Annotated in this window: 12 protein-coding genes and 1 pseudogene; 8 read left to right on the top strand and 5 right to left on the bottom strand. The window is 68.9% G+C overall.

Going from position 1 to position 13876, the window contains the following annotated elements:
* A pseudogene (locus H5J31_RS33910) lies at window positions 1-271 on the top strand (hypothetical protein); the annotation flags it as partial.
* Between the two features lie 34 nt (window positions 272-305).
* On the top strand, window positions 306-503 hold the full coding sequence (locus H5J31_RS33905) for a hypothetical protein (RefSeq protein ID WP_181776760.1): 198 nt from the start codon (window positions 306-308) through the stop codon (window positions 501-503).
* A gap of 225 nt (window positions 504-728) precedes the next feature.
* On the opposite strand, the gene H5J31_RS33900 is transcribed toward H5J31_RS33905, so the two are convergent.
* Window positions 729-1694: an ATP-binding protein gene (locus H5J31_RS33900; RefSeq protein ID WP_181776759.1), complete on the bottom strand. Its 966-nt coding sequence runs from the start codon at window positions 1692-1694 to the stop codon at window positions 729-731.
* Between the two features lie 134 nt (window positions 1695-1828).
* Here H5J31_RS33900 and H5J31_RS33895 point away from each other — a divergent pair, with 134 nt between their 5' ends.
* Together H5J31_RS33895 and H5J31_RS33890 are read left to right on the top strand one after the other, a co-directional pair.
* Entirely contained in the window at window positions 1829-3238 is a 1410-nt protein-coding gene (locus H5J31_RS33895) for an RNB domain-containing ribonuclease (protein ID WP_181776758.1), read from the top strand.
* A complete protein-coding gene (locus H5J31_RS33890; RefSeq protein ID WP_181776757.1) occupies window positions 3235-3996 on the top strand; it encodes a helical backbone metal receptor in 762 nt (253 codons plus the stop codon). The genes H5J31_RS33895 and H5J31_RS33890 overlap by 4 nt, the downstream gene beginning before the upstream one ends.
* 54 nt (window positions 3997-4050) lie before the next feature.
* Here the strand turns inward: H5J31_RS33890 and H5J31_RS33885 are convergent, their stop codons facing one another.
* Together H5J31_RS33885 and gabT are read right to left on the bottom strand one after the other, a co-directional pair.
* The gene (locus H5J31_RS33885; RefSeq protein ID WP_181776756.1) at window positions 4051-5481 is read right to left on the bottom strand and encodes an aldehyde dehydrogenase family protein; all 1431 of its coding nucleotides are present in this window, start codon (window positions 5479-5481) and stop codon (window positions 4051-4053) included.
* Window positions 5478-6809, bottom strand: a complete 1332-nt coding sequence (gene gabT / locus H5J31_RS33880) for a 4-aminobutyrate--2-oxoglutarate transaminase (RefSeq protein WP_181776755.1) — start codon at window positions 6807-6809, stop codon at window positions 5478-5480. Before gabT ends, H5J31_RS33885 begins: the two co-directional genes overlap by 4 nt.
* A 108-nt stretch (window positions 6810-6917) precedes the next feature.
* Between gabT and H5J31_RS33875 the strand changes: the two genes are divergently transcribed.
* The gene (locus H5J31_RS33875) at window positions 6918-8390 is read left to right on the top strand and encodes a PucR family transcriptional regulator (protein ID WP_181776754.1); all 1473 of its coding nucleotides are present in this window, start codon (window positions 6918-6920) and stop codon (window positions 8388-8390) included.
* Here H5J31_RS33875 and H5J31_RS33870 read toward each other — a convergent pair.
* Both H5J31_RS33870 and H5J31_RS33865 read right to left on the bottom strand, forming a co-directional pair.
* On the bottom strand, window positions 8374-9108 hold the full coding sequence (locus H5J31_RS33870) for a cache domain-containing protein (RefSeq protein WP_181776753.1): 735 nt from the start codon (window positions 9106-9108) through the stop codon (window positions 8374-8376). The two genes, H5J31_RS33875 and H5J31_RS33870, sit on opposite strands and share 17 nt — an antisense overlap.
* A 32-nt stretch (window positions 9109-9140) precedes the next feature.
* Window positions 9141-9884: a FadR/GntR family transcriptional regulator gene (locus tag H5J31_RS33865; RefSeq protein ID WP_181776752.1), complete on the bottom strand. Its 744-nt coding sequence runs from the start codon at window positions 9882-9884 to the stop codon at window positions 9141-9143.
* A gap of 164 nt (window positions 9885-10048) precedes the next feature.
* Between H5J31_RS33865 and H5J31_RS33860 the strand changes: the two genes are divergently transcribed.
* Genes H5J31_RS33860 through H5J31_RS33850 form a run of 3 tightly spaced genes read left to right on the top strand, consistent with a single transcriptional unit; the run spans window position 10049 to window position 13823 of the window.
* Window positions 10049-11470, top strand: coding sequence for a gamma-aminobutyraldehyde dehydrogenase (locus tag H5J31_RS33860; RefSeq protein ID WP_181776751.1), 1422 nt, complete (start codon window positions 10049-10051; stop codon window positions 11468-11470).
* A gap of 20 nt (window positions 11471-11490) precedes the next feature.
* On the top strand, window positions 11491-12621 hold the full coding sequence (locus H5J31_RS33855) for an ABC transporter ATP-binding protein (RefSeq protein WP_207899234.1): 1131 nt from the start codon (window positions 11491-11493) through the stop codon (window positions 12619-12621).
* Window positions 12618-13823, top strand: a complete 1206-nt coding sequence (locus H5J31_RS33850) for an ABC transporter substrate-binding protein (RefSeq protein ID WP_181776749.1) — start codon at window positions 12618-12620, stop codon at window positions 13821-13823. Before H5J31_RS33855 ends, H5J31_RS33850 begins: the two co-directional genes overlap by 4 nt.
* The last annotated feature ends 53 nt before the right edge of the window (window positions 13824-13876 follow it).

Below are 13876 nucleotides of genomic sequence, written 5' to 3'. Positions count from 1 at the left end.
GCCGCCGACAGCCCCACCCGCGTCTGTCGTTCCTCCGGTGACCGGACCGCCTTCCGGCCCGTTGCCACAGCCGTCGTCGCCCACTTCGCCACCTCGGGGAACGTCGGCGCCCGACCTTCCCACCCCGCCGCGGGGTATCCCGGTGCACCGCGGCTGGTTCGACGAGCTCGCCGAGAACATCCCGGAAAGCTCGAAGGTGGACCCGCCCGAGGGCGGCGAGTTCGGTCCGACCGGTGAGCCGACGGAGATCCCGTACCGCTACCGCAAGTAATGACAGGACGTCCGGGTGGTGTCACGCTAGACGTATGTCGAGCGACCCGAACCCGGACCAAGGCTGGTACTACAACACCAAGACGAACCAGGTCGAGCATTTGGAACGAAGTCGAGGCGTCGACCTCCTCGGCCCGTACCCGGACGAGGCGACGGCCCGGCGCGCCCTGGACATCGCCAAGGAACGCACCCGTCAGGCCGACGCCGAAGACGCCAAATGGAACGGCGACTGACCTTCGCCCGCGGCCCCAGGGGAGCAAGGGACCTTTGCTATCACTCTCCCGGAGAGAGTGATAGCAAAGGTCCCTTGCTCTCTTCGGCCAAGGTGAGGTGAGTTGGAGTGTCTCGGTGCCGCCCTGGACGCCTGGTCCGCGAGCGGTGTTGCGAAAGCCACTTTCGCAACCGTCAACGTTGCGAAAGTGGCTTTCGCAACACCAGAGGGCGTGCGGACCCGCAGGTCAGGCGTCTTGTCGTGCCAACGCCGGCCCCAGCGTGAACTCCGGATCGACCTGCGCCGAGAGGTCGTCCCCGGCCCGCCCGTTGCCCCAGGCCCGCGCGTTCCGAAGGTGGAACTCGACGCCTTGACGCTGGTACCGCGCCCAGTCGCGCTGTTCGGCGTCGACGGTCGCGAGCATCGAGTGCAGCGTTCCGAGGTTGTGCGCCTCGAGTTCGCCGATCGGGCGCGCGCGGCCGCGTTCGGCGGCGCGGACGTGCCGCGAGTTCTCCATCCAGCCGAGCAGGGCGTCGCCGACCTCGTCACGCAGGAACTCGATGTCCTCTTCTTCGGTCACCTTGTTGCCCACGACGACCAGTCGCACCCCGAAGTCACGCGCGTAGTCGGCGTACTGCCTGTACACGCCGACGCTGCGTACGGTCGGCTCGCAGACCAGGAAGGTGACGTCGAACCGCGTGAAGAGACCGGACGCGAAGGCGTCGGCACCCGCGGTCATGTCCATGACCACGTACTCGCCGGTGTCGTCGATCATGTGGTTCAGCAGGAGTTCGGCCGCGCCGATCTTCGAGTGGTAGCAGGCGACGCCGAGGTCGTCCTCGTCGAACTGTCCGGTGACGCCGAGCCGCACGCCGCTGAATTCGCGGAAGCAGGCCTGGAAGATCGGGTTGTCCTCGAACGGCCGGACCAGTCGCGACCCGCGTCCGGGCGGGGTCGTCTTGATCATCGCGGCCGCGTCGGCGATCCGCGGGTTGTCGCCGCGCAGGTAGTCCTTGATCAGGCCCATGTTGTCGCCCAGCGTCGGCCACGCGATGGCTTCTTCCTCGCTCGCGCCGAGCGCGACGGCGAGGTGCTGGTTGATGTCCGCGTCGATCGCCAGTACCGGTTTCCCCGCTCCGGCCAGGTACGCGGTGAACAGCGATGCCAGCGTGGTCTTGCCGCTGCCGCCCTTTCCGACGAACGCGATCTTCACGCCACGGCCCTTCCTGTCGTTTTGAAAAGGGTATCGGTTTTCATTTCGGCCCGTAACGTACACCCGACCGGCCCGCGCCCGAACGGGCGATCAACCGGGCCGGATCGGGATAGGGTTGTGTGGTGCCTCCACTCGTGATCAGGACTCACACGGCCGGAGGGGACTTCGGTCGCCTGCGTGCCGAGTTCGTGCTGCCGGAGTCGTTCGGTCCAGACGTGCTCGCCGAGGCGGAGGCGGCGGTCGTCGACCCGCTCGAGTCGGCCGGGGAACGCGAGGACGCCACCGGTCTGCCCTTCGTCACCATCGATCCGCCCGGTTCGAAGGATCTCGACCAGGCCGTGCTGATCGAGCGCGTCGAGGGCGGCGGATTCCGCGTCCACTACGCGATCGCCGATCTCGCCGCGTTCGTCCCCGCTGGTGGTGCGCTCGACAAGGAGGCGCGACGCCGCGGGCAGACGTTGTACCTGCCCGACGGGAACGTCCCGCTGCATCCGCCGGTGCTGTCCGAAGGCGCGGCCAGCCTGCTGCCGGGGGAGACCCGGCCCGCCGTGCTGTGGACGATCGACATCGACGCGGGCGGCGAGCCGACCGCGACCAACGTCCGGCGGGCACTGGTCCGGTCCACCGAACAGTTCGACTACGAGACCGTGCAGGCCTCGATCGACGCGGGCGACCCGCATCCGTCGGTCGCCGCCCTGCCGGAATTGGGTCGCCTGCGCCGCGAGCTCGCGGTCCGGCGCGGCGCGGTCGAACTCCAGTTGCCGGAGCAGGAGATCAACGGCGACCCCGACGGCGGCTGGGCACTGGTCCAGCGGCCGCGCAACGACGTCGACGCGTGGAACGCCGAGATCTCGCTGCTCACCGGGATGGCGGCGGCGAAGCTCATGATCGACGCCGGGATCGGCGTCCTCCGGACCCTGCCCGCACCGGAACCCGAAGCCGTCGAATGGCTGCGCCGGTCCGCGCAGGCGCTGAACATCGACTGGCCCGAGGGCAAGAGCGTGTCGGAGTTCCTGGCCGCGCTCGACCCCGGCCAGCCCGCGTCCATGGCCCTTTTCGCCGACACGACACGACTTCTGCGCGGCGCGGGATACACCGCGTTCGACGGCGAGGTACCGGAATTGACCACGCACGCCGGAATCGGCGGCGCGTACGCCCATGTCACCGCGCCGATCCGGCGGCTGGTCGACCGGTTCGCCACCGAGATCTGCCTGGCCGTGAGCGCCGGCCGCGAGGTCCCCGCCTGGGTGCGGGCGGCGCTGTCGGAGGTGCCGGAACTGATGACCGCGTCCGACACACTGGCGGCGAAGGTCGAACGAGCCTGCATCGACCAGGTCGAGGTCTGGGTGATGGCCGAGCACATCGGCGGCGAGTTCAGCGCGATCGTGCTGCGCGCGGAGGAGACGAAGGCCGAGATCCTGGTCGAGGATCCGCCGGTGATGTCCAAGTGCACGGGCGAAAAGCTCCCCGAAGGCGAACGGATCCGGGTCCGGCTCACCGCGGTGGACGTCGACAAGCGGAAACTGTCCTTCGAGCGGGCATGATCGACGATCTCGGCGAAGTCGTCCCGCTGCGCGAACCGGCGTCGCGGGTGGTGTCGCTCGTCCCGTCGCTGACCGAGGCCGTCGAGGTCAGCGCGCCGGGAAGGCTCGCGGGCGTGACGGACTACTGCACCCATCCGGTTGATCTGGACGTCCCGAGGGTGGGCGGTTCGAAGTACCCGAACGTGGACAAGGTGCTCGAACTCGCACCGGATCTGGTGCTGGCCAACTCCGAGGAGAACCGGCCGGAGGACGTGGAACGCCTGCGTGCCAACGGGATCCCGGTCTGGGTGATGGAGGCGTCGGCCACGGTGCCCGCCGCGCTGGGCTCGATGCGTCGGATCCTCACGCAGGCCTACGACCTCGCCGAGCCGGAGTGGCTGGTCGAGGCCGAAGAGGTCTGGCGCGAGACGCGGCCGGAGCGCTTCCGGGCGGTCGTGCCGGTCTGGCGGAAGCCCTGGATCGTGCTCGGGCGCGACACCTTCGGCGGCGACGTCCTGCGCCGCGTCGGAATCGGCAACGTCTACGCGGACGACGAAGAGCGTTACCCGCGCCCGAAGCTCGACGAACTCCAGGCGCGCTTCGCGGCCGAAGAGGCGAACTTGCTCGTACTGCCCGACGAGCCCTACGAGTTCACTGCGGACGACGGCCCCGAAGCGTTCCCCGGTGCGAAGTACGTCCTGGTCTCCGGACGCCATCTCACCTGGTACGGCCCTTCGCTCGTCGAGGCCCACGCCCACCTCACGCAATCAGTCCTCTGAATGCGGTAGTTCGCGTTACGAACCACCGCATTCAGAGGACGAAACGCGGGGAGGTCAGAGGGTAAGGCCGGTCAGGACGGTGACACGTTCTTCGGTGAAGTCGGCCATCGCGGACGCGGGGCCCTCACGGCCGACGCCGGAGTCCTTCACGCCGCCGTACGGCATCTGGTCGGCCCGGAAGCTCGGCACGTCGCCGACGAGCACGCCGCCGACGCGCAGCTTCGCGGACACGTCGAACGCCGTGGGCAGGTCGCGGGTGAAGACGCCCGCCTGCAGCCCGAAGCGCGAGTCGTTGATCCGCCGGACACCGTCGTCCACCGACCCCACGCGCGTGATCGACACGACCGGCCCGAAGACCTCGTCGGCCATCACCGACGCGTCCTCCGGCACGTTCGCGAGCACGGTCGGTTCGACGGTCGCGCCGTCACGCTTGCCGCCGGTCAGCAGTTCGCCGCCGGCGTCGACGGCCGAAGCGATCCACGACTCCACCCGCTCCGCCGCGGAGGTGTTGATCAGCGGCCCGACGTCCACGCCGTCCGTCCGCGGGTTGCCGGTCCCGAGCGCGCGTACCTGCTCCAGTACCTTCGCGCGAAGCTCGTCGTAGACGTCGGCGTGCGCGTACACGCGCTGCACCGAGATGCACGACTGTCCGGCCTGGTACATCGCGAACGTCGCGATCCGCTGCGCCGCGAAGTCCAGATCCGTCCAATCCGGACAGACGAGGACGGCCGCGTTGCCGCCGAGTTCCAGCGCGACGTGCTTGCGCGGCACGCTGTCGCGGATGCCCCAGCCCACCGGCACCGAACCGGTGAACGACACGACCGGCAGCCGCGGATCGGAGACCAGACGAGCCGATTCCTCGTTGCCGACCGGGAGGATCGACCAGCTTCCGGCGGGAAGCGCCGTCTCGGCCAGGATCTCGCCGAGCAGCAACGCGGTCAGTGGTGTCGCGGGCGCGGGCTTGAGCACGATCGGCGCGCCGACCGCGATCGCCGGCGCGACCTTGTGCGCCACCAGGTTCAGCGGGAAGTTGAACGGCGTGATGCCCAGCACCGGACCTTTCGGCACCCGCCGCACGAGCGCGAGCCGTCCGGTGCCACCGGGGTCGGTGTCGAGCCGCTGCAGGTCGCCGGAGAACCGGCGCGCCTCCTCGGCCGCCCAGCGGAACGTCGACGCCGCACGCCCGACCTCGCCGCGCGACCACTTCAGCGGCTTCCCGGACTCGGCGGTGATCAGCTGCGCGATCTCTTCGGACCGCTCACCCAGAACTCGGGACACGTGGTCCAACACGCCCGCCCGGACGTGCGCGGGCAGCGTCGCGAACTCGTCCTGGACATCGTGCGCGGCCTGGACCGCGGTCTCGATGTCCGAGGTGGACGGAACGTGGTGCGAGCCCGCTTCACTTCCGTCGAAGGAGTGACGGACGACGACGGTTTCGCCGCTCGTAACCGGCTTTCCGGCTACCCAGAAGGGATATGCGTTCACAGTGAGGCCTCCGTGCGGACAGCGTGCTCGAGGACGGACAGGCCCTCTTCGAGCAGTTCGGCGGAAAGGGACAGGGGCGGCAGCAGGCGGACGACGTTCCCGTAGGTACCGCAGGTGAGCACGACGACGCCGGCCTGGTGGCACGCCTGCGCGACGCGTTTGGTCAGGTCGGCGTCGGGTTCGGTGGTGCCCGGTTCGACGAATTCGGCGGCCAGCATCGCGCCGCGTCCGCGGACGTCGCCGATCACGCCGGTCTCCTCGGCCAGTGCCCGCAGTCGCGGCAGCACCGTGTTCTCGATGCGTTTCGCCGACGCCGCGAGGTTCTCCTGGCGCATGACCTCGATCGAGCCGAGCGCCGCGGCACACGCGATCGGGTTACCGCCGTAGGTTCCGCCGAGCCCGCCCGGCGGGACGGCGTCGAGCAGTTCCGCGCGGCCGGTGACGGCGGCCAGGGGGAGCCCGCCCGCGATGCCCTTGGCGGTGGCGATCAGGTCGGGCACGACGTCCTCGTGCGTGGACGCGAACCACTCACCGGTGCGGCAGAAGCCGGTCTGCACCTCGTCGGCGACGAATACGACGCCGTTCTCGGTGCACCAGCGGGAAAGTGCCGGCAGGAAGCCGGGAGCGGGCTCGATGAAGCCGCCCTCACCCTGCACCGGTTCGAGGACGACGGCCGCGACCTGGTCGCCGCCGATCTGCTTCTCGATCCGGTCGATGGCGATGCGCGCGGCTTCGGGGCCGGACAGCCCGTCGCGGTACGGGTACGACCCCGGCACGCGGTAGACCTCGGGCGCGAACGGGCCGAAACCGTGCTTGTAGGGGATGGACTTCGCGGTCAGCGCCATCGTCAGGTTGGTGCGGCCGTGGTAGGCGTGGTCGAACACGACGACCGCCTGACGGCCGGTCGCGGCGCGGGCGATCTTCACCGCGTTCTCGACGGCCTCGGCACCGGAGTTGAACAGCACCGAACGCTTCTCGTGGGTGCCCGGCGTCAGCTTGTCGAGTGCTTCGCACACCTCGACGTAACCCTCGTACGGCGTGACCATGAAACACGTGTGCGTGAACATGCCCACCTGCTCGCGGACGCGGTCCACGACGGCGGGGGCGGCGTGGCCGACATTGGTCACCGCGATGCCGGAACCGAAGTCGATCAGGACGTTGCCGTCGGCGTCGGTGAGCAGGCCGCCCTCGGCGGAGGTGATGTAGACGGGCAGTACCGAGCTCACACCCGCGGCGACGACGCTCGCGCGGCGATCTTGCAGCGCGCGTGAGGCCGGGCCGGGGATCTCGGTGCGCAGCCTGCGCTGCGTCTCGGTGGTGACGGTCACGGCCAACTCCTGCGGGCGCGAGGGACGGGGTCGCCCTCCAGGATGCGAGCCACGCCGACGTCCGTCAGCTCGACATCTTGTCGATATCGGGGCGTAGAATTGGACAACATGGCACTGACGCTCCGCGCCCTCTCGGCCGAACGCCCGCTCGGCCTGCGCGTGCGTGCGGCGGAAGGCGCTCTCGACCGGCCGATCGGCTGGGTCCATCCCACCGAACTGACCGACCCCCAGGCCTTCCTCGAAGGCGGCGAACTGCTGCTGACCACCGGCCTCTCTCTCGATGAGACCACGGCGCCGGGCTACATCCGGAGGCTTGTCGACGCGGGGGTGGCAGGGCTCGGTTTCGGAGTCGGCCTCAGCCACGAGAGCATCCCTCAGTCCCTTGTGGACACCGCCGAGGAGGTCGGGCTCCCGGTGCTCGAAGTGCCGAGGAAGACGCCGTTCATCGCGATCACGCGTGCGGTCTCCCGCGCGGTCGCCGCCGACGAATACGCCTCACTCGTCCGCACCGGCAAGGGACAGCAGGAACTCACGCGGACGGCCGTCGGCAAGGGCGGTCCCGGCGGGGTCGTCCGCAAACTGGCGAAGCTGGTCGACGGCTGGGTGCTGCTGCTCGATTCCGCGGGCGCCGTCACCGAGGCCTCGCCCGCCTCGTCACGACACTTCGTCGACGGCGTACGCGAAGACCTCACCCGTCTGCGTGCCGGAACGCTGGTGACGGTGGTGGGGGAGGACGAGGTCGTCCTGCAGACGCTCGATACCCGGGCACGCGGCGTGCTGGTGGTCGGCACCCGTGAACCGCTGGATGCCGCCGGGCAGCACATCGTCAACACCGCGGTTTCGCTGCTTTCCCTTGCCCTGGAACAGAACCGAGAACACGTCGTGGCGCTGCGGCAGCTGCGATCCGGGCTTTGCGACCAGCTCGCGGCAGGCCGGGTCGAACTCGCGACCAAGACGATGAAGACGCTCTGGGGCGGCGTGCCGGAAGCGCCGTGGGAGGTCGTCGCGGTCACGGGACCCGCCGCGGCTCGCCGGGCCCTGGCCGACGCGCTCGAAGCGGAAGCACTGGGGGAGAAGGTGTTCTTCGGGGAGTCGGGGTCGTTCGTGATCGCGCTGGGCGATGTCGAGCCCGTCGTCAGGCTGGCGTCCAGGGGTGGCGGTCTACACGCCGGACTCGCCGACCCGGTGTCCACAGTGGATTTCCCGGCCGGGCTACGCCAGGCGAAGCAGGCCGCGGAAGCGGCGAAGGCCGAGCGATCCGAGCTCGTCCGGTTCTCGGAACATGCCGGACGAGGCTTCCTGGAACTGGTCGATTCCCAAGCGGCACAAGCTTTTTCGGACAGCCTGCTGGCGCCGTTGCGGCAACACGACGAAACCGGCCGGGGCGCGTTGGTCGCCTCTCTGACGTGCTGGCTCGAACACCACGGTCACTGGGATCTCGCGTCGGCGCGGCTCGGCGTGCACCGGCACACCCTGCGCAACCGCGTGCGCAAGGTCGCCGAACTCACCGGCCGGGACCTCGATTCCCCCGGTGTGCGCGCGGAGTTCTGGCTCGCGCTGCAGGTCAGCGCTCGGACCTGACCAGCGCGATCGGCGAGTCGCCGCAGCGCCGGAGTGCGGTGCCGTTGTCGTCCGCGACCGGCTCCGCGCCGGAGGACCACCAGGCCGGGACGTCGACTTCGCGCACCAGCGAACCCGTCGCCTGACGCGCGTTGTTCGACACGATCACCCGGCCTTGGGCGTTGACCAGTGCCGCGCGGCCGCCGAGCGCGCGCAGTTTCGGCTGCAGCAGCCGCTCGACCTCGCGCACGTGGATGTCCGCGCCGACGACCCCCGCGAACGACCCGCGGCGCTGAACCGGGACGGTGAAGGTGAGCGTGTACTCGTCCGTGCAGAGGTAGTCGACGTACGGGCCGTTGATGTGGCGGCGGCCGGTGTCGCGCGGCACGGTGAACCACGACTGGCGCGTGTAGTCGAGGAAGTTGTCGCTGTCCGGGTCGAGGCTGATGATCAGCTGGGCGGGGCCGTCGCCCGCGGTCTCGGTCCACCATTCGAAGCCGAATTCCTGGTCGGCCAGGGTGTTCGGCGCGCTGATGAACCCGGCTCCGACGACCAGGCCGCCGAGGACGTCGAAGACCTGCGGCCGGAGCCGGGTCAGGTCGCCGGCGGTGGCATCGGCGGATTCGGCCAGCAGCCCTTCGGCGCCGGCCAGAACCGGCTTCAGTCTGCCGAAGACGTCCTCGACCAGGGCGGATACCTGATCGACGACCTCGGAACCGGCGGACGGTGTGTCGTTCACGATGCTCACCTCGGATGCGCGGATGCCGCAGCTTAAGGGGCCAGAAGGTCTAAATGCACGTCCGCCAGCCGGTCTATCGCTTCGAGGATGTGCTCCTCGGTGAGCTTTCTGGCCAGCTCGCCGTCGCCCTGTGCGATGGCGGCGGTGATCGCGCGGTGTTCGGCGTAGGCGTTCTCGCGGGTGCCGTGCGGTTGGAGCGGTAACCAGAGGAGGCCGCCACGTTCGCTCTGCAGCTGCACCTCTTCCCTGGTCAGCCGGGGCGACTGCGCGGCGGCCGCGACCTCGAGGTGGAACTGGCGTTCGGCGCGCGACGCTTCCGCGCCGGTCGCGACGCGGATGTCCTCGGTCGCGAGTTCGAGTCGCTCGATGTCTTCGGGTGAACTCCGCTCGGCGGCGAGTTTGGCGGCGGCGCCGGCGATGGCCAGATAGTGGTCACCGACGTCGCGTAGATCGGACAGCGAAACCGTGCGAAGCCGCTCTCGCCACGAAGCGGCTGAAGGGTTCGCAGGTGTCTTCACGAAGCTTCCGCCGCCTCGGCCTCGCCGGGTTTCGACGAGTCCCTGCTGCCGTAAGGCGACCAATGCTTCGCGAACGGTCACGGTGGAGACGCCGAACTGGGCGGCCAGTTCGGCTTCGCTCGGCAGCTGTTCCGAGTCGGCCAGCAGTCCGAGCGTGATGGCGTCGACCAGCCGCGCGGTGACCGCTTCCGCCCGGCCGATCTGGTCGAGCGGCGCGAACATCGCTGATCGCGCGCTGTGCGACATCCCCTTACGCATGGTGGCCCTTCGCCCGTACCGCTACCCGATGGAACCAATCTTGCCCCATCGTCTTGTCATTTAACCTATGGACTTATATGTTTTAGCTCCCTCGCCGCCCCAAAAGGGAGCAAGGGACCTTTGCTATCGCCTCACGCCCCCAGGCCCAGTAGCCAGGAGCCCTCGTGCAGCAGCTGAAGCATTTCATCGGCGGTGAATACACCGGATCCGTGTCGGGCCGGTTTGCCGACATCGTCGATCCCGTCACCGGCCGCCCGTATCGCACCGCCGCCATCGCCGGCCCCGAGGACGTCGACCGCGCGCTCGGAGTCGCGGCCACCGCCTTCGAGCACTGGCGCGACACCACACCCGCCCAGCGCCAGCTCGCGCTGCTGAAGATCGCCGATGCCGTCGAAGCGCGCGCGGAAGGCCTCGTGCTCGTCGAGTCGGCGAACACCGGCAAGCCGATCGCGCTCACCGCGGCGGAAGAACTGCCGATGATCGTCGACCAGTTGCGGTTCTTCGCGGGCGCGGCTCGTGTCCTGGAAGGACGGTCGGCCGGCGAATACATGGAAGGGCACACCTCTTTCGTGCGCCGAGAACCCATCGGCGTGTGCGCGCAGGTTACGCCGTGGAACTACCCGCTCCTCATGGCGGTCTGGAAGATCGCGCCCGCGCTCGCGGCGGGGAACACGGTGGTGCTCAAACCGGCCGACACGACGCCCGCGTCGACCCTGCTCTTCGCCGAGATCTGCGCCGAATTCCTGCCGCCCGGCGTGCTCAACGTGATCTGCGGAGACCGCGACACCGGGCGGGCGCTCGTCGAGCACGAGATCCCCGCGATGGTGTCCATCACCGGCTCTGTACGCGCAGGGACCGAAGTAGCCGCTTCGGCGGCGAAGAACGTGAAGCGCGTACACCTCGAACTCGGCGGCAAGGCGCCTGTGCTCGTCTTCGCCGACGCAGACCTCGAAGCAGCCGCTGAGGGTATCGCCGCCGCGGGCTACTTCAACGCGGGCCAGGACTGCACAGCCGCGACGCGCGTCCTGGTCGCCGAAGAGGTCCACGACGCCTTCGTCGACGCGCTCACCAGACAGGCGCGAGCGACCACCACCGGCAAACCCGACGACACGTCGGTCAGCTACGGCCCGCTCAACAACGCCGCCCAGCTCGACCGGGTCGCCGGGTTCGTCGACCGGCTTCCCGAACACGCGACAGTCCACTGTGGAGGCAAAAGGCATGGGGACGAGGGTTACTTCTACGAACCGACGGTGATCTCCGGCGTCCGCCAGGACGACGAGATCAGCCAGACGGAGGTATTCGGCCCGGTCATCACCGTGCAGCGTTTCGGCTCCGAAGCCGACGCGCTCGCGTCGGCCAACGGGGTCGAGTACGCGCTCGCGTCGTCGGTGTGGACGACCGACCATCAGCGCGCGATGCGGATGGCCGGAAAGCTCGACTTCGGCTGCGTGTGGATCAACACGCATATCCCGCTGGTCGCCGAAATGCCGCACGGCGGTTTCAAGAAGTCCGGCTACGGCAAGGACCTCTCGCTCTACGGCCTAGAGGACTACACCCGCGTCAAGCACGTGATGAGCGCGCTGTGACGACCACCGAAAGGCACGCCATGCCTCATCAAGCGCCCGCCGCCTCCGCGCCGGGGGAGCAAGGGACCTTTGCTATCACTTCGGCCGAGGACGGCGTCCCCGCCATCCGGCTCCGGGGGTTGCGGAAGGAGTTCGGCCAGGTCCACGCGGTCGACGGCGTCGATCTCGACATCCCGTCCGGCGAGTTCTTCTCCATGCTCGGCCCGTCCGGCTCCGGCAAGACGACCGTGCTCCGCATGATCGCCGGCTTCGAACTGCCCACGGCGGGCACGATCGAACTGCACGGCCGCGACGTCAGCCGCCTCGCGCCGTTCGACCGCGACGTCAACACCGTCTTCCAGGACTACGCGCTCTTCCCGCATATGACCGTGCGGCAGAACGTCGAGTACGGCCTTCGGGTGAAACGCGTCCCCCGCGCGGAGCGGCGTCAGCGCGCGGGGGACGCCCTCGAAACAGTGCGGCTCGGTGAGTTCGGCGAGCGCAAACCCGATCAGCTCTCCGGCGGCCAGCGCCAGCGGGTCGCCCTCGCCCGGGCGCTGGTCAACCGGCCGAAGGTGCTGCTGCTCGACGAGCCGCTCGGCGCACTCGACCTGAAACTGCGCCACACCATGCAGACCGAGCTCAAGCAGATCCAGCGCGACGTCGGCATCACCTTCATCTTCGTCACCCACGACCAGGACGAGGCGCTGACGATGAGCGACCGCATCGCGGTGTTCAACGCCGGCCGTATCGAACAGGTCGGTTCGCCGGTCGAGGTGTACGAGCGGCCCGCGTCCGCGTTCGTCGCCGGCTTCGTCGGCACCTCGAACCTGCTCAGCGGGAGCGGCGCCGAGAACATCATCGGCAAACCCGGTGTGTTCAGCATCCGTCCCGAAAAGATCCACGTGGACGCCGATCTCTCGAAATCCGCGGAGGTCGGCGAAACCAGCGCCACCGGCACCGTCACCAACACCGTCTACGCGGGCGCGACCGTGCGCTACGAGGTCACGCTCGACGCGGGCGGCCAGCTCTCCGTGGTCCGGCAGAACACCGCCGAACCCGCGGACTTCGACGGTGGCCGCGTCCGCCTGAGCTGGCGGCACGAACACAGTTTCCGAGTCCCCGAAGCCGGTTGGCAGTGTCCTCCCCAGCACCGAAAGGTCATTCCATGAAGAACAGGAAACTCGCGCTCGCCGGCCTGCTCGGCGCCGGCCTGCTCGTGGCCGCCTGCGGCACGTCCGGTTCGAACTCGACCGCCGCCGCGCCCGGCGGGCAGGGCTTCACCCCGCCGAAGCTCGACGCGCTCACACAACTCGGCCGGCCGGAAGGGCAGGTCAACGTGCTGGCTTGGCCCGGTTACGCGGAGAACGGCTCCAACGATCCGGCCGTCGACTGGGTCACCCCGTTCGAGAAGGAGACCGGCTGCAAGGTCAACGTCAAGGCGTTCGGTACTTCGGACGAGGCCGTGAGCCTGATGAAGACCGGGCAGTACGACGTCGTCTCCGCCTCCGGTGACGCTTCGCTGCGGCTCATCGCGTCCGGCGACGTCGAACCGGTGAACACGTCACTCGTGCCGAATTACGCCGACGTCTTCGACTTCCTCAAGAACCGCCCGTGGAACAGCGTGAACAACGTTTCCTACGGCGTCCCGCACGGCTGGGGCGCGAACCTGCTCACCTGGCGGACCGACAAGGTGACCCCGCCGCCGACGTCGTGGTCGGTGATGTTCGACGCGAATAGCCCGTACAAGGGCAAGATCTCCGCCTACGACTCTCCGATCTACATCGCCGACGCCGCGCTGTACCTGAAGACCCACAAACCGGAACTCGGCATCCAGAACCCGTACGCGTTGGACGACAAGCAGTTCCAGGCCGCGGTCGATCTGCTCAAGCAGCAGCGACCGATGGTCGGGGAGTATTGGTCGGACTATCTCAAGGAGAGCCAGGCGCTCAAGAGCGGCGACTCCGTCGTCGGCACCGCCTGGCAGGTGACGGTGAACCTGACCAAGAGCGAGGGCGCGCCGGTGGACTCCGTGCTGCCGTCCGAAGGCGCGACGGGCTGGTCGGACACCTGGATGGTGTCGGCGAAGTCGCCGCACAAGACGTGCTCGTACAAGTGGCTGAACCACATCGTGAGCCCGAAGGCGAACGCCCAGGTCGCCGAGTACTTCGGCGAATCGCCCTCGAACCCCAAGGCGTGCGCCGAAACCAAGGAGAAGGCGCACTGCGACACCTTCCACGCCGGTGACGCCGCGTATGCCGCGAAGATCGCCTACTGGACGACGCCGATCGCGCAATGTCTCGACGGCCGCACCGACGTCAAATGCAAGGACTACGGCGAGTGGACCCGCGCCTGGACCGAGATCAAGGGCTGAGTCCTCCCGAATTCCGGGAGCGGACGGTGGTGCCCCCAACGCCGTCCGCTCCC

The organism is Amycolatopsis pittospori, assembly GCF_013870525.1.
Lineage (GTDB): Bacteria > Actinomycetota > Actinomycetes > Mycobacteriales > Pseudonocardiaceae > Amycolatopsis > Amycolatopsis pittospori.
The sequence above is the reverse complement of the archived record's forward strand: the minus strand, read 5'-3'. Positions and strand labels throughout refer to the sequence as shown.